Here is a 16,274-nt window from a genome sequence, read left to right as displayed (position 1 = left end):
ACTGCGCCTTTTTCTTTATTGGCTAAGGGGGTTGCAACGAAAAATACTATCGGGCGATCTCTATATGGATGTTTTGGGATACAAGAGATGAATGCCTATACATTTTCAATTCACGTTACCTACAATGACTACCTGAATTATTACTCCGGTGCGGCGAGTACGGTATTGGTTGTTACTGATAACGGCCTTAAGCTACAGCTGCCGGCATCACGGCTTCGTCCGTATTTGACCCAGCTGGGTATTAAAGGACGTTTCCGCCTGACGGTTAATGCTGACAACAAGTTCCAGCAATTGGAGAAATTAGCGTAGCGCCAAGGTCGGCTTGATCATTCTGTTTCCATTCGATCAGGATCGATCGAAATTCTGGATCGTGATCGACAAACAAATCTATTCTCTTTCTACCTTTATTTTATCTTTTGTTTAACATGTTATTTCGTATGACTATCGATGAATGTTAGGGTTTAATTTGTAAAAGGTATTTATTTGTACTGGGTCTTAGATCGTAAAAGCCGATGTTTTTTATGCTTTGTCATTAAAAATAATGGTTTATATGTTTATAGATTAGATTTTTTGATCCGGTATTTTTTGCTGCTATTGGTATATTGGCAGATGTAAAATTCCCACCTTAGTCACATAACAGAGTATTTCCCTTTCAAAATAACAGTCTCCAGTAACTAAAACTAAACAAAATGCATACAATGGCGATGTCGCGCCTACCCAAGATCATTTGAGCATCAGGCAATGTGTGCGGGTAGTGCGTTCCAAACTCTATACTGATTATTAATTATAAAGATGGAGCATTGCTATGACCGCACCTGACCCTATAGTGCCGGTGTTGCTTGAGAAAGTGTATGGCTTGATTCAGGATAAGATTGAAAGCCCTCAGCAGCCTTTAGTCGAAGTGTTTGCTCAGCGATTGTTGGGGCAACTTGCCGAAGACGATCTGCTTCAGCGGAATGAATCTGACTTGTACGGTGCCGTTCTGAGCTTATGGCATCATTTGGTACAAAATGATCCGAAGGATATTTCGGTTCGGGTCTACAATCCCACCCTTAGCCGCTATGGCTGGCAATCGACTCATACAGTGGTTGAAATTATTACACCGGATAGGCCATTTTTGGTTGATTCAGTACGGATGACATTGATTCGTTTGGGAATAACCAGTCATTTGATGCTAAATGGGCCTTATTATTTCCGCCGTGATAGCGAAGGCAATATTCAAGAAGCGTGTGGTAAAGACGGCGATCTCCAGACCCTTTTCCATATTGAAGTCGATCGTCTCAATGACAAGCAGGAGCTGAAGACCCTAAAGCAGGAGCTCGAGCAGGTTTTGCTTGATGTTAATATTGTCGTGAATGATTGGCAGTCGATGCAAGACAAAATGAAAAGCATTGTCGAGCAACTCAAGTCATCCTCTTTGCCCGTTACTACTGATAAACGTGATGAGGCTATCGCTTACCTGGATTGGGTAACACACCATAATTTTACCTTTATGGGGTATCACAATTATGATCTGGTGGCGATTGAAGGGGATTATGAATTAAGACCCTGCCATAACACCGGATTGGGGCTGTTAAGTAAGCCCAATAAAGTGCGATCGCTGCGGCTTTCGTCTTTGCCGGAATCCGCTCGCTTCGAGGCCCGCAAGCCTGAATTGCTCATCTTGACCAAAAGCAATGCCAAGTCGAAGATTCATCGGCCCGCCTATACCGACTATATCGGGATCAAGCGTTTTGATGAGGATGGCAATGTCATCGGCGAGCATCGCTTCACCGGCCTCTACGCATCAACAGCCTACCATCAGTCTACAACTAATATTCCCCTGATTAGCAACAAGGTCGCACGGATCCTCGAGGAAAGCCGCTATCCAGCGGGTTCGCACTCTTGGAAGGCATTGAACAACTTGCTGGAGACATACCCGCGTGACGAGCTGATCCAAGCGACAGAAAAAGAGATGCTCGACGTGGGTTGGGGGGTCGTGCGGATGCAGGACCGAGACTTACTGAGGCTTTTTATCCGCCGAGATCCATTCGGCCGATTTTTTTCGTGCATGGTTTATGTGACGAAAGAGCGTTATAACACCGAGCTAAGGCGTAAGACGCAGGAAGTGTTGCGCGATTATTTTGGCTCAACCCAAGATGTTGAGTTCACGACCTTTTTCTCTGAAAGCCCATTGGCGCGTACGCATTATATTGTCCGGGTTGAAAACAATAATTTCGATGTCGATGTTAAAGCAATAGAGCACAATCTCGTTGAAGCGGCATCTTCATGGGAAGATCGGTTGAGTAGTTCTTTAATCGCTAATTTTGGCGAGAGCAACGGAACCTTACTGGCCAAAAATTATGCCCGGGCATTTCCTCGTTCCTATAAGGAGGCAATGCTGCCCGGTTCGGCGGTTGCGGATATCGAGCGACTGGAGAACCTCAGTGAAACCAACAAGCTCGGAATGCTGTTTTATCGCCCGCAGGAAGAGGCTACAGACTCGCGTTTTGTGAAACTCAAATTGTTCCATCGTGAAGAGCCCATCCACTTGTCTGATGTGATGCCTATGCTGGAAAACTTGGGGCTGAGGGTGATTGGTGAATCACCGTACCAAGTCGTTACCGCCAAGGGGACGGTGTATTGGATACTGGATTTCGCCATGCTCCACAATGCTTGTACCGGTATCGATTTGTCAGAGGCGAGGGATCGCTTCCAAGAGGCCTTCTCGGCGATTTGGCACGGGGAGCTGGAAAATGATGGTTTCAATCGGCTGGTACTGTGTGCGGGGCTAACGGGCAGAGAGATTACGATCTTACGTAGTTACGCACGTTACATGCGCCAAGTGGGCTTTCCATTTAGCCAGCACTATATTGAAGAAACGCTTTCGGGTCATCATGACTTGGCCCGAGATCTCGTCCGTTTGTTTGCGTTGCGGTTCAGGCCAAAGGGTAAATATAGTGACAAGGCGGCTAATGATCATATCGCCAAGATCAATGGCAAGCTGGATCATGTAGAGAGTCTGGATGATGACAGGATCATTCGCCGTTATATGGATATGATCTTGGCCACTCAGCGTACCAATTATTATCAGGTCGACGAGCAGGGACACTGTAAGCCTTGGCTGTCATTGAAGCTCCGTCCTTCGGACATCCCGGAGATCCCAGCACCTGTACCGTTCTTTGAGATTTTTGTTTATGCGCCGGATATCGAGGGGGTTCACCTTCGTGGCGGTAAGGTAGCCCGGGGCGGATTGCGCTGGTCGGATCGGCAGGAGGACTTCCGTACTGAGATCCTTGGTTTGGTTAAGGCCCAGCAGGTTAAGAACACCGTGATTGTCCCCGTTGGCGCCAAAGGCGGGTTTGTCTGCAAGAAGCAGCCACAGTTGATCACCCGGGAGGAGATTTGGGCGGAAGGGCAGCGTTGTTACAAACGCTTTATCCGAGCTCTGTTGGATGTGACGGACAATATTATTGATGGCGAGCTTGTGCCACCAGCCAATGTAGTGCGCCACGATGAGGATGATCCATATTTGGTTGTGGCCGCCGACAAGGGTACGGCAACATTCTCGGATCTGGCTAACTCTGTCTCTGAGGATTATCGGTTCTGGCTGGGGGATGCATTCGCATCAGGCGGCTCTAATGGCTACGACCACAAAAAGATGGGGATCACTGCCAAAGGTGGCTGGGAATCTGTAAAGCGGCATTTCCGCGAACTGGGTATTGATTGCCAGAATACGGATTTTACCTGTGCGGGTATTGGTGACATGGCCGGTGATGTGTTTGGTAACGGAATGCTTCTGTCTAAGCATATACAGTTGGTGGCGGCGTTTAACCACATGCATATCTTCCTCGATCCCAATCCTGATGCCGCATCGAGTTGGCAAGAGCGGGAACGCTTGTTTAACCAGCCTCGTTCAAGCTGGGAAGATTATGATTCGGCATTAATCTCGGAAGGTGGTGGCGTGTTCTCTCGTCGTAGCAAATCGATAAAGCTATCGCCACAGGTTCAGAAGTTATTGGGGACACGTAAACAGGTTATGCCGCCCAATGAGCTGATCCGGCTGATATTACAAATGGATGTTGATTTATTGTGGAACGGCGGGATTGGCACCTATGTCAAGGCATCGGCAGAAAGCCATAGCGAGGTTGGTGATCGGGCTAATGATGCTTTGCGGATCAATGGCAGCGAACTTAGGGCAAAAATTGTTGGTGAAGGGGGGAATCTGGGTCTGACCCAGCTAGGTCGGGTTGAATATGCCAAGCATGGCGGCCGGGTTAATACCGATTTTATTGATAACGTGGGGGGCGTTGATTGCTCGGATAACGAGGTTAATATCAAAATTTTGCTAAACAGCCTTGTTGTCGCTGGGGATCTTACCTACAAGCAGCGTAATGAGTTGCTGGAGCGCATGGAAGATGAGGTCGGTGAGATTGTCTTAGATGATGCCTACTTCCAGAGCGAATCCATATCGGTGACTCAGCAGCAGCAGGTCTTGCTGCTCAAAGAGCAGATCCGCTTTATCCACCATCTGGAAAAAGAAGGTAAGTTGGATCGGGTATTAGAATACTTGCCTGATGACGATACCCTCGCGGAGCGAGAAAAATCGGGAATGGGCCTGACCAGACCAGAGCTAGCTGTGCTGGTGGCCTATGGAAAAATGGTTTTGAAGGAGCAACTGGTTACCGACGAGGTAGCAAGTGATCCGTATCATGCCCGTTTGTTACCGGCCTATTTCCCTAAAGAGCTCAGGCAGAAGTATCAGCTGCAAATGGAGCAGCATCCACTGCGTAGGGAGTTAATTGCAACCTCGCTGGCCAATCAAATGTCTAATGAAATGGGCTGCAACTTCGTAACGCGGCTTCAGGAAGAGACAGGGGCAACAGTGGCAGAGATATCTTCTGCTTATTCTGTCGGGCGTGCGTTGTTTAACTTTGAGTTGTATTTTGAACAAGTAAGAGCGCTAGACAACATTATCCCGGCAAACGTGCAATACGAGGTGTTGTATCGCTGCCGTAGAATGTTGCGCCGGGCGACTCGATGGATATTGCGTAATCGTGACCGTTCGTTGGGAATCGAGCAGCAGATCGCTTTCTATCAACCGGTCATCAATCGGTTAAGGGAGAATTTAGAGCGTTACCTTGTCACTGAAGAGGTGCAAGAGCATAACGAGCAGGCACAGTTGATGCTTGATCAGGGCATCCCCGACCAATTGGCGCATAACATTGCGCGTCTGAGCAGTTTGTACTCGGCAATGGACATAGCACAGATTGCCAGTCAGCTAGATAAGGACATCGACTTTATTGCGCATGTTTATTTTGTGATTGGGGCTGACTTGTCATTGCATTGGTTCTTGAAGCAGGTTCATAACCAGCCGGTTGAGAACCACTGGCAAGCGTTGGCCAGAGCTTCGTTCCGGGAGGATCTTGATTGGCAGCAGCGGCAGCTAACATTGGCGGTGATCACGAGTGGTGTGAATGGGGATAATGTTGAAGCTTTGATTGAAAACTGGCTGGAAGTCCATCGTCCGGCTATACAGCGTTGGAATACCGTATTGGCAGAATTCAAAGTAGGAACGACGCATGAGTTTGCTAAGTTCTCGGTGGCGTTGCGTGAGCTGATGTTGCTTAATTTGAATTGCCGACCCGCAGGCTAAACTTAACCCCGTAGTCTGGATGTAGCCGATTATAGGAGAAGGCCACATGGCAATGTCATGTGGCCTTTTGTTCAAATGGGGGAGTTAGGTTAAACGTTTGCTTTTTTAATGTGAAACAAGACAGTAATTTTGATATTTGATAACTATATAACGAAAATTCGCGTTGAATGCAGAAAATAAACGTTGAACTAAGAGGGTAAAGTAGGAATAATGTCCTCCCGTTTATACGGGGCTTTTATAGGAGGTACAATGATTTACCGCCTCGCACGATCTGCAATTTTTAAGCTGGACGCTGAAAAAGCACATGATCTTGCTATTCAGAATTTTTCTCGCTTCACCGGCACTCCTCTCGATCTCTTCTATCGTCAACACGTTCCTGATCGCCCAGTTGAAGTAATGGGCATTACCTTCAAAAATCCAGTTGGTTTGGCTGCAGGCCTTGATAAAAACGGCGAATGTATTGAAGCATTTGGTGCTATGGGCTTTGGTTTTGTGGAAGTGGGGACGGTAACGCCTCGTCCACAGGCGGGTAATGATAAGCCTCGTTTGTTCCGCGTTATTCCTGCGGAAGGGATTATTAACCGTTTCGGCTTTAATAACCTAGGTGTTGATAATCTGATTGAAAATGTCAAGAAAGCCAAATATGACGGCGTTATTGGGATTAATATCGGTAAAAACAAAGATACACCATTGGAAAAAGGCGCGGAAGATTACCTGATCTGCATGGAGAAGGTGTATGAGCACGCGGGGTATATTGCGGTAAACATCTCGTCACCGAATACGCCTGGGTTGCGTACACTGCAATATGGCGAGATGCTGGATGAGTTACTGGCCCAGCTAAAAGAAAAGCAAAGCGAACTAGCGGAAAAGCATGGTAAATATGTCCCGTTGGCGCTTAAGATCGCGCCAGATCTTGAGGATCATGAAATTCGTCAGATTGCAGAGTCATTGATCAAGAATAAGATTGATGGGGTGATTGCAACCAATACGACACTGGATCGTACTTTGGTTCAGGGAATGCCGCATTGTGATGAGATGGGGGGCTTGAGTGGCCGTCCGCTACAAAATCGCAGTACAGAGGTCATTCGCTTGCTTGCTGAAGCTCTGGATGGTGCGTTGCCAATTATCGGGGTAGGTGGCATTGATTCGGCCATTGCCGCTCGTGAGAAGATCCAGGCAGGGGCTAGCCTCGTTCAGGTTTACTCCGGTTTTATCTACCACGGGCCTAAATTGGTGAAAGATATTGTGATGGGCTTAGAGTAAATACTCAGATTCACGTGACCTTGTCACTTAAATTGGTAGAATAAAGATGTGCTTGTGATTTAATCACAAGCACTTTTTTTTATTAAATGCTTATGACAAAAGAGATTTTTAGTGTAAATTGTCAAACTTTCATAAAGTTGCATTCGTTTTCACGAATATTTTTCCTCTTTTTATTTGAGTTGAGCAAAGTAAAATTCTCCTAGAGTTGTTTCAAGTGTTGGACAATTTGATGTTACGGAGAAGGTTTGGAGCGATAACATGTTGAAACCTAACAATTCATGGATGTGGTATTACGACCAGAAAGTTGACGCTTTGATGCTAGATCTTGGCGATGAAATGGTTTTCCGTGTTTCAATTCCGACCAAGCATCTTATCCCGTGTGCGTTCGCGAAAAGCGTATTCACGGTTGATGATGCAACTACTTATCAAACCTACCTTGAAGGCATCAACCAGTTAGATCTTTCTCCTCCGAGAAAGGCCGAATTGGCCCTGACTGCTGTTGCCGCAAGCCGTTTCCATAAACCAATGATGCCTAAGAGCTGGTTCTTTGAGTCGAGCAACGCAAATTGTGTCCCTCAAACCGGGGATGTTGTGACCCTAACAACCAAAGATGGGAAGGGTAATTTCTTGATTATTGAGAATAGCGGTTGTGCTAGTTTGTGTATGCTGGCCTCGGTTGAGGGCTTGACCCTTACAACAAGCAAGGAAATGGCGTTTTGTGAGCTGATTAAGGTGATGAATGACCGTATGTCTGAATACGAAGTTTATATCGAACAGCCTGTGGTTAGCTTTGCGCTGGTGGGGTAGTGATTTCCCCGTTGGAGTAAAGAGTCGCTATCCATTTCCATCTTATACATTGAGAAGCTAGGCTTCTTTTTTTTGTTTTCTTAATCTTTCCTCTCGGCCATCTTCTTTCTCTTCCTATCTCATATCTTCTTTGTCGTTAGTCAATTGTATCTATGCGGCCTGTTTCCATCATGATAGTCATGCCGTTAATGACGCCATACAGTTATGCAGACACGTCCGTATTTCGCTATCTTGACTGATACCTTATATACCATTCTCTCTGCTTGCCGGATATATTCGTGACGCTGTCACAACAAGACCATGCTAATACCTTCTTCTGGACAACCTTACGATATGTAGATCTATGTGCTTTATGAAGACATAGTCTGCGGGTCGTTCTCTCTTATGCGAGGAGGGGCTGGTCATCGTTAGATGTCAATTATTTGGCAATTTGGTGCCTATATCTTAGCCACTATTAGGATATTTAACCTCTTTCCTTACACAAAATAACCGTGCCTAAAGTGATCTTGCTCGTATTTTTTTATTATTGTTGAATAATTTTTTTGTCTTAATTTTAGAGATCAGGACAAAAAAACACCCATATTTTACCCACAAAAAGACAACACCAATTACCTTATTTCCTCATTTAGTTGTTATCTGTAATTTATTTTCATTATGGATTTTTTATCCACTGGTGTGCCAATCCTCAATCTTTCCCAAAAGGAAACCAATGGTGATTGGTAGGATAACAATGGCATAGGAAGTGATTAATGAGCATCTATTTAAAGGTTTTTCTCGACAAATAAAGTCAAAATAAATCGGATAAGCAGTTGAAAATAAACAATAAAAATCTATTGTTTATCTGTGGAAACTATGTTGGGTGTGCCGCCTAAGAGGAAGGGAGGATATTGTTGCTACCTCTGTTTGGCGAAGGTGCGCACTAGATTGTTGCCTGATAGCTACAATCTGTAGTGTGTTTACTTTCGAAGGGCTCAGTTGAGAATAGGGGTAAAACAGGCGATTGCTGTTTTTTTAGCTAAATAGGCATTTAAGTTCTTTCTGGTGCAAGGTATTTGGTCTGTTTTCAGTTATAATTCTTCGCAACATAAGCGCGAAAAGAACCCCATGAATCAATATCTAGCTATTACATCTCGAGGTCTTGAGAACCTCTTGGCTCAAGAGCTTGAGCAACTGGGTGCCCAGAGCATCAAAGTTGTTCATGCTGGTGTACGTTTTAAAGCAGAGAAGGCAGAAGCGTATCGCTGCTGTCTGTGGACGCGTCTGGCTTCCCGTATCATTTTGGTGCTAAGCGAATTTGACGTTCGTGACGATATGGATCTGTACCTAGGCGCAACAGCCGTAAATTGGATGGAGCAATTTAGCCATACCACACGGTTTGTTGTTGATTTTAACGGTACTAACCGTGAAATTCGCAATAGCCAATATGGCGCGATGAAAGTGAAAGACGCCATCGTTGACCGTTTTACCAAGGCCGATCTTCCACGCCCTAATATTGACCGCGAACGTCCTGATCTGCGTGTACACATGCGTCTATCAGGTGAAAAGGGTGTATTGGGCCTGGATATGGCAGGTAGTGGTCTTCATCAGCGCGGTTACCGTAGCGAAGCGGGTAAAGCGCCATTGCGCGAGACCCACGCGGCGGCACTGGTACTGAAATCAGGCTGGACGGTTGATAAACCGCTGCTCGATCCTATGTGTGGTTCGGGCACGTTGCTGATTGAAGCAGCAATGATTGCGGCAGGCATCGCACCGGGGCTTAAGCGTAAGCGTTGGGGCTTTGAGTCATTCAAAGATTTCGATAAAGAAGCCTGGATGGAAATCCATGCCGAGGCGACGGTGAAAGCCCGCCGTGGTCCTGCGACTGTTACAACTAAATTCTTCGGTATCGAAAAAGATCAGCGCGTACTGAGTATTGCCCGCGACAACGCAGGTCGTGCTGGTGTGAAAGATCTGATTGATTTCCAGCATGGTGATGCAACGCAGTTGGTTTGCCCTGAAGGCTTCAGTGAGGGGGTGATCCTTTGTAACCCTCCTTACGGTGAGCGTTTGGGTACGACACCAGAGTTGATTTCTTTGTACACTTTGTTTGGCAATCGCTTGAAACTGGCGTTTGCAGGTTGTACGGCAGCTATTTACTCGTCGTCCAATGAATTGTTGAGCTGTCTGCGCATGCGTGCTGACAAGCAGTTCAAATTGCGCAACGGTGCGCTTGATTGTGTCCTGAAAACCTACCTGATCACTGCTGGTGGCGTAAAGCATGTTGAAGGTGAGGCCGAAGGTCGTCTTGAAGAAACCGAAGTTGCACCGGATTTTGCCAACCGTCTGAAGAAGAATATTGGTAAGTTGGGTAAATGGGCCAAGAAAGAAGGTTTGGATTGCTTCCGCCTGTATGATGCCGATTTGCCAAACTACAATGCGGCGATTGACCAGTACCAAGACTATATCGTTATTCAGGAATATGCTGCGCCGAAAACGGTACCAGAAGAAATGGCGCGTCGCCGTTTGATGGATATCATGCGTGCCACGATTCAGGTAACCGGTGTTGATAGCAGCAAAGTGGTACTGAAAGTGCGCGAACGCCAGAAAGGCAAGAGCCAGTATCAGAAGCTATCAAGTGCTGAGCGTCACATGGTGGTGAACGAGTACGGTGTTGACTTGAAAGTGAACTTGTTTGATTACTTGGATACAGGCTTGTTCCTTGATCACCGCATCACTCGTCGTATGTTGGGTGAGATGTCAGCTGGCAAAGACTTCCTGAACTTGTTTGCTTATACCGGTTCTGCAACTTGTCATGCCGCAGTCGGTGGGGCGAAGTCAACGACAACGGTTGATATGTCTAATACCTACCTTCGTTGGGCACAGGAGAACATGGAACTGAACGGTCAGGTCGGCCGCCAGCACCAGTTTATCCAAGCGGACTGCTTGCAGTGGTTGCAGCAGGTGGACGAAACGTTTGATCTGATTTTCATTGATCCGCCAACGTTCTCGAACTCGAAGCGTATGACCCAAAGTTTTGATATCCAGCGTGACCACATCATGTTGATGGAAAACCTCAAGCGTATGCTACGTCCGAATGGCCAGATTGTTTTCTCGAATAATAAGCGTCTATTCAAGATGGATTTCGAGAAACTTGAAGAACTTGGCTTACAAGCGAAGAACATTTCTGATAAAACGTTGCCATTGGACTTCGGTCGCAACAAGCATATCCATAACTGCTGGATTGTTACTCACAAGGAAGGGTAAGTGCTAATCACGCTATATAGCACAACAGGATGTCACCTTTGCGAGCAGGCTTATAGCCTGCTCGTTCGTGCTGGTGTGGCTGAGAATATCAAGGTGGTCGATATCGCCTTTGATGATGCGTTGTTTTCACGTTACGGCACTACAATCCCAGTACTTTCTCTCCAATCTTCCAATTCTGAACAACATAGCCCGGAGCTCGGCTGGCCTTTTGACGCCGAGTTGCTGGCATCATGGTTAAAAAACAATGGCTTTAATTCATATCAGTAACGCCCAGTTGGCGTACGGTGATCATGCACTGCTAGATAAAGCAGAGTTTATCCTTCAACCTAACGAACGAGTATGTTTGGTAGGGCGCAATGGCGCCGGAAAATCAACCTTGATGAAGGTAATTTCGGGCGATGTACTGCTTGATGACGGCAGCATCCAGCGTCAGTCGGAACTGCGTGTATCGCGTCTTGAACAGGATCCACCTCGTGATGCTGAAGGTACGGTATTTGATTTTGTCTCTGAGGGCCTTGCCGAGATTGGTAAGGTGCTTAAAGAGTACCACCACCTGCTGGATTTGATCACTCGTGAGCCAAGCGATGCGAATTTCGCTAAGCTGACTCGTGCCCAAGAGCAGATTGAACATGCGGATGCTTGGCAGTTTGATAACAAAATCACCTCGGTGTTGCAGCATTTGCAGCTTGAGCCGAGTGTACTGCTCAAGGATCTATCAGGCGGTTGGCAGCGTAAGGCTGCTTTGGCCCGTGCGCTGGTTTGTGATCCCGATATTCTGCTGCTTGACGAACCGACCAACCACCTTGATGTAACAACCATTGAATGGCTTGAAGGCTTCTTGAAAGAGTTCAAGGGCTCGATTGTTTTCATTTCTCACGACCGTGCATTCATTCAGTCTATGTCGACACGTATTGTCGATTTGGATCGTGGTCAGCTGGCATCTTTCCCTGGGGATTACGAACAGTATCTTGATGCCAAGGAAGAGATGCTGCGCGTAGAAGCGGAGCAAAATGCTGAGTTTGACAAGAAACTTGCTCAGGAAGAAGCGTGGATCCGTCAGGGTATCAAAGCCCGTCGTACCCGTAATGAAGGCCGTGTTCGAGCCCTTAAGCAGCTTCGTCGTGAACGCAGCGAGCGCCGCGATGTAGTAGGCAAGGCAGACATGCAGCTGCAAGAAGCCAGCACGTCGGGCAAGATTGTCTTCGAAGCGAAGAACATCAGTTATAGCTACGATGATAAACCAATCATCAAAGACTTTAGCTTTAATGTGATGCGCGGCGATCGTATTGCGCTTATCGGTCCTAACGGCTGTGGTAAGAGTACGCTGTTGAAGATCATGCTGGGCAACTTGGAGGCACAGGGTTACTTCCATTGTGGTACCAAGCTGGAAGTGGCGTATTTTGACCAGTACCGCGAAGTGCTAGACCCTGAGAAAACGGTGATGGACAACCTTGCTGACGGCAAGCAGGAAGTAACCGTTAATGGCCGTACTCGCCATGCGCTAGGTTATTTGCAAGATTTCTTGTTCCATCCTCGCCGTGCCCGTACTCCGGTAAAAGCGTTGTCTGGTGGTGAGAAAAACCGTCTTCTACTCGCAAAATTGTTCCTTAAGCCAAATAACTTGTTGGTACTCGATGAACCAACCAACGATTTGGATATCGAAACCTTGGAACTTTTGGAAGAAATTCTTGCCAATTATCAGGGTACTTTGCTGCTTGTGAGCCACGATCGTCAATTTGTCGATAATACAGTGATGACAAGCTGGATTTTTGAAGGTGATGGCGTGATCGACGAATACGTCGGCGGCTATCATGACGCGCAGGAGCAGCGTGCGAACTCGCTGAGTCAAAGGGCGAAGGCGCAAGCCGAGCAAATTGAACAGGCAAAGAAGAAAGAAGAGAACAAGCAACAGCGCCAAGAAGCTCGCCAGCGTACGGTTAAGAAACTCTCTTACAAGTTACAGAAAGAGCTGGAAGAGCTGCCGCAACTTATTGAAAAACTGGAAAATGAAATTGCTGAGTTGCAGGAAAAAATTAATGATCCTGCGTTCTTCCAAGATGTGAAGAATGACACTCAGGCTGTGCTGTCTCGTTTGAGTGAGGCAGAGGCGGAGTTTGAACAGGCATTCGAACGTTGGGAAGAACTAGAAGCAATGCAGAAGGAATCTTAATGCAACATAAAATGTTAAAACTATCAGCACTGGCTCTTATGGTAGCCGGTGCGACAAGCGCCAATGCTGCAGTTTACCGTGTTGTTGAGGTAACCGGTGATAGCTCTGTTGCTGATCAGCAGTATTACCCTGAAGTCTCAAATGACCGTCTAAGACAGAATGTTGAGTTTTACGGTGAAGCGATTGCGCCAAGCTCGGCACAAAACTGTTTTGCTCAAAGCTGTAATGAAACCAGCTTCCCGTTGGCAGGTGAGAGCCGTTTGGGTTCTGAAGGTGTGCCGATTCGTGATGAAGTGGCTTATATCAGTGACAACTTACAGCATATCGTTGATAGGCCAAGTCTGCAGCGTTACTGTGAAACCCGTTTGGGGCCGAATACCTGTGGTGACTGGGCGCTGACGCGTTATTACGGTAAAGGTTACAATACCGATGATGCTACCGATCGTACTGGTATCGGCGGTATGGTGCGTGAGCAAGAATCGTGGAATAACGGTTATTTTGCCAATACAACCGCAATGATTGAGCAAAGTGGTAATACCATGCAGCCAATCGAGACGTTTGCCGACAAGAGTGAAGGTTATGATCCTGCGGTAACGGGTGTGTTGGGTACTATTAGTTCAACACAATCTAATGATTCCGTTATCAACCAGATCATTGATGATACAGGTTCTGATTTCCTAGGGGTAACGACGGGGGCCTATTTCTCTAATGGTGACCGTAATGCCCGCCAGTTTGATAAGCGTGGATTTGTAAACCTCGGTGGCAATGAAGTGCGCCTGGATCCGGTGCAAGGCAATGCGATGACGCAAAATGCGGGTCAGAGCTTGGCTTGGGATTCGGTTACGTTGTCAGATGGCAGTCGCTTGGTGGTTGGTAGTGCTTCGTTCTCGCCAAGTAAGTTCGATGATGAAGACAAGGTACCAGACAAGAACAACGATACCGATCCTGGCTTTAGTTTTGATGCCTTCAAGAGCTGTGTTAAGAAAGGCGATAACTTGGCCGAGTTTTTCGGTACCAAGGAGTGTCAGCTATCGGTATTTGCCAATGATGCTGTGTTCTGGAGTGTCGATGGTACAACAGGTGCTGTAACGGCGAAGGCCTTGGCTGACCGTGTTGACGGGCGTGGTCGCGAATACCCGGCGCAGGATCCTGACGAAAACAAGCGTTCGTTCCAAGCGTCTGCTCGTGCCGTAAGTTTGGTGCAGGGTAAGCCTGTGGTAGCAGGTTTTACGACTGACTCAGTGAATAATGGTGTGGGTAATACCGTAGAGGGTGATTACTACGCAGTACGCGCTGCTGTGTATGAGCCATCAGCTGATTTCGCTAGCGGCAACGAGAAATGGACACGCAAGATCATTCCAGGCCTGTCGATTAAGTCTGACGATGAGCGCAAGCTAGTTTTCAGTATGGCGACAGATATTAACGATAAGAACATGGTTATCGGTGTTGCGAAGAACAACCTTTCCGAGAACCGCTCTTATACCGAGCGCATGTTTGTTTATGATAACGCTGCCAATGCATCGTCACCGACGTTCTTGAATAACGGTGTATCCCCGTTGTTCTTTGAAGGCGCCAATGGTTTCCCTGCGGCAATCAACAACAATAACCAGATTGTTGGCCGTGTGGATGCGGAATCTGTTAACCAGGTAGACGGTCGTTTCCGTCGTCAGCGTGCTTTCACCTATGCAATGGGCGAAATCCCTGAATCTGCGGCATTGAAGCGTGGTGATGTCTACTTCCTTGATGATCTGGTCAATGATGGCAACAAGGGTGGTGTGGCTAACCAATTCCGTATCTTTGATGCGTCTGACATTAACGATGCGGGTGTGATCTCAGCAACGGCCTACAAGTGTGATGGCGGTTATGACGATTTGTCGAAAGACTCGTTCTGTAAAGGTGGTCAGCCGGGTTCAGAGCGTATTGTTGCGGTTAAGCTGATCCCAATCGATGCGGGACAGTCTCCATCGGTGCAGACACGTCCACAGCGAGAAGAAAGCATTGAGCGTGAGGGTGGTTCTCTGGGCTTCCTTGCATTATCCGTGCTAGGTTTGCTGGGTTTCCGTCGCCGTAAGTAAGTTTTCTGTCAACATTGTTTGAAGTACTAACAGGCTCACATATCGTGGGCCTGTTTTTTTATAAGGGTTGATATCCAAGTCCATTTGGCTAATTCTTATAAGTGGAGTCACAAAAGCTCCATCATTATGCAATAGTAATGAATGAAACAAATAAGGATGAGGATCGAACTATGAAGAGACAAAAGCGGGATCGTCTGGAGCGCGCACAATCTCAGGGCTATAAAGCCGGTATCAATGGTCGTTCCAGTGAAGACTGTCCGTATCATTCTACGGATGCCCGTACAAACTGGCTAGGTGGCTGGCGAGAAGCAAGAGAAGATCTGCAATCTGGCCTGTTTAAATAATTAAACCTCCCTTCATATCACCCTTATTGAGCCCCTATTAGGAACAGGGGCTTTTTTATGCCTCAAATTTCTAGGTTCTGCTACTGAGTAGGCTATAGGCGACCGATAAAGAAAAGGCCGCATCAGGTGCGGCCTTTATAGTGTTACCAATAGATATTAGTGGGGGAAGGAACATCTATGGGTTAGAAAGCAGATGTATCCTTGAACAGACCCACTTTCAGGTCTTTCGCTGTGTAGATTTCTTTGCCGTCTACCAGAACTCGGCCATCGGCGACACCCATGATCAGCTTGCGGTTGATGACACGTTTGAACTGAATTTCATAAGTTACCTTTTTCGCTTCAGGTAGGATTTGGCCGGTGAATTTCACTTCGCCAACGCCTAGAGCGCGACCTTTACCTTCACCGCCGGCCCAACCAAGGAAGAAGCCGACAAGCTGCCACATTGCATCAAGGCCAAGGCAACCAGGCATGACAGGGTCACCTTTGAAGTGGCAATCGAAAAACCACAGATCAGGTTTGATGTCGAGTTCGGCATGGATAAAGCCTTTACCGTGCTCGCCACCTTCGTCAGTAATGGTCAGAATACGGTCGATCATCAACATGTTGTCAGAAGGCAGCGACGGAAAGTCAGGGCCGTGAAGCTCACCTTTACCACAGGCAACAAGTTCATCATAGTTATAAGATTGCTGGCGTTTCATCAGACTTTTTAGCTCCTTGAAAAGTATGGAGCTAAATTA

General features: G+C 46.9%; 10 protein-coding genes. 9 read left to right on the top strand and 1 reads right to left on the bottom strand.

Translation table 11 applies throughout. From position 1 onward, the window contains the following. The first annotated feature begins 87 nt into the window (after positions 1-87). From ACSF8X_RS10025 to rmf, 9 genes are all read left to right on the top strand, one after another. Positions 88-309 carry a DUF2835 domain-containing protein gene (locus ACSF8X_RS10025; protein WP_047880203.1) on the top strand — a complete coding sequence of 74 codons (222 nt, stop codon included), beginning with the start codon at positions 88-90 and terminating at the stop codon, positions 307-309. A gap of 496 nt (positions 310-805) precedes the next feature. Continuing rightward, entirely contained in the window at positions 806-5,635 is a 4,830-nt protein-coding gene (locus ACSF8X_RS10020; RefSeq protein ID WP_500849827.1) for an NAD-glutamate dehydrogenase, read from the top strand. 249 nt (positions 5,636-5,884) lie between these two features. Next, positions 5,885-6,898, top strand: coding sequence for a quinone-dependent dihydroorotate dehydrogenase (gene pyrD, locus ACSF8X_RS10015; RefSeq protein WP_500849826.1), 1,014 nt, complete (start codon positions 5,885-5,887; stop codon positions 6,896-6,898). A gap of 258 nt (positions 6,899-7,156) precedes the next feature. Beyond that, positions 7,157-7,705: a cell division protein ZapC gene (locus ACSF8X_RS10010; RefSeq protein ID WP_047880200.1), complete on the top strand. Its 549-nt coding sequence runs from the start codon at positions 7,157-7,159 to the stop codon at positions 7,703-7,705. A 1,104-nt stretch (positions 7,706-8,809) separates the two neighbouring features. Further along, positions 8,810-10,948: a bifunctional 23S rRNA (guanine(2069)-N(7))-methyltransferase RlmK/23S rRNA (guanine(2445)-N(2))-methyltransferase RlmL gene (gene rlmKL / locus ACSF8X_RS10005; RefSeq protein ID WP_500849825.1), complete on the top strand. Its 2,139-nt coding sequence runs from the start codon at positions 8,810-8,812 to the stop codon at positions 10,946-10,948. Then, entirely contained in the window at positions 10,949-11,215 is a 267-nt protein-coding gene (locus ACSF8X_RS10000) for a glutaredoxin family protein (protein WP_500849824.1), read from the top strand. Next, a complete protein-coding gene (uup, locus tag ACSF8X_RS09995) occupies positions 11,193-13,118 on the top strand; it encodes an ATP-binding cassette ATPase Uup (protein ID WP_047880197.1) in 1,926 nt (641 codons plus the stop codon). Before ACSF8X_RS10000 ends, uup begins: the two co-directional genes overlap by 23 nt. After that, complete coding sequence (locus tag ACSF8X_RS09990) at positions 13,118-15,193, top strand: DUF3466 family protein (protein ID WP_500849823.1); 2,076 nt, start codon at positions 13,118-13,120, stop codon at positions 15,191-15,193. Before uup ends, ACSF8X_RS09990 begins: the two co-directional genes overlap by 1 nt. 170 nt (positions 15,194-15,363) lie before the next feature. After that, complete coding sequence (gene rmf, locus ACSF8X_RS09985) at positions 15,364-15,537, top strand: ribosome modulation factor (protein WP_047880258.1); 174 nt, start codon at positions 15,364-15,366, stop codon at positions 15,535-15,537. A 182-nt stretch (positions 15,538-15,719) separates the two neighbouring features. Here rmf and fabA read toward each other — a convergent pair whose 3' ends face one another. Next, positions 15,720-16,235 (bottom strand): bifunctional 3-hydroxydecanoyl-ACP dehydratase/trans-2-decenoyl-ACP isomerase, encoded by a 516-nt coding sequence (gene fabA, locus ACSF8X_RS09980; RefSeq protein ID WP_047880195.1) that lies wholly within the window; start codon positions 16,233-16,235, stop codon positions 15,720-15,722. Positions 16,236-16,274 lie beyond the last annotated feature (39 nt).

Source organism: Photobacterium panuliri (assembly GCF_059920555.1).
Note: the sequence above shows the minus strand (reverse complement) of the source record. Positions and strands in the feature narration are given on the sequence as shown.

Coding starts and splice junctions, on each gene's coding strand:
- ACSF8X_RS10025 (WP_047880203.1), top strand. CDS start 88: ATGAATGCCTATACATTTTCAATTCACGTTACCTACAATGACTACCTG.
- ACSF8X_RS10020 (WP_500849827.1), top strand. CDS start 806: ATGACCGCACCTGACCCTATAGTGCCGGTGTTGCTTGAGAAAGTGTAT.
- pyrD (WP_500849826.1), top strand. CDS start 5,885: ATGATTTACCGCCTCGCACGATCTGCAATTTTTAAGCTGGACGCTGAA.
- ACSF8X_RS10010 (WP_047880200.1), top strand. CDS start 7,157: ATGTTGAAACCTAACAATTCATGGATGTGGTATTACGACCAGAAAGTT.
- rlmKL (WP_500849825.1), top strand. CDS start 8,810: ATGAATCAATATCTAGCTATTACATCTCGAGGTCTTGAGAACCTCTTG.
- uup (WP_047880197.1), top strand. CDS start 11,193: ATGGCTTTAATTCATATCAGTAACGCCCAGTTGGCGTACGGTGATCAT.
- ACSF8X_RS09990 (WP_500849823.1), top strand. CDS start 13,118: ATGCAACATAAAATGTTAAAACTATCAGCACTGGCTCTTATGGTAGCC.
- rmf (WP_047880258.1), top strand. CDS start 15,364: ATGAAGAGACAAAAGCGGGATCGTCTGGAGCGCGCACAATCTCAGGGC.
- fabA (WP_047880195.1), bottom strand. CDS start 16,235: ATGAAACGCCAGCAATCTTATAACTATGATGAACTTGTTGCCTGTGGT.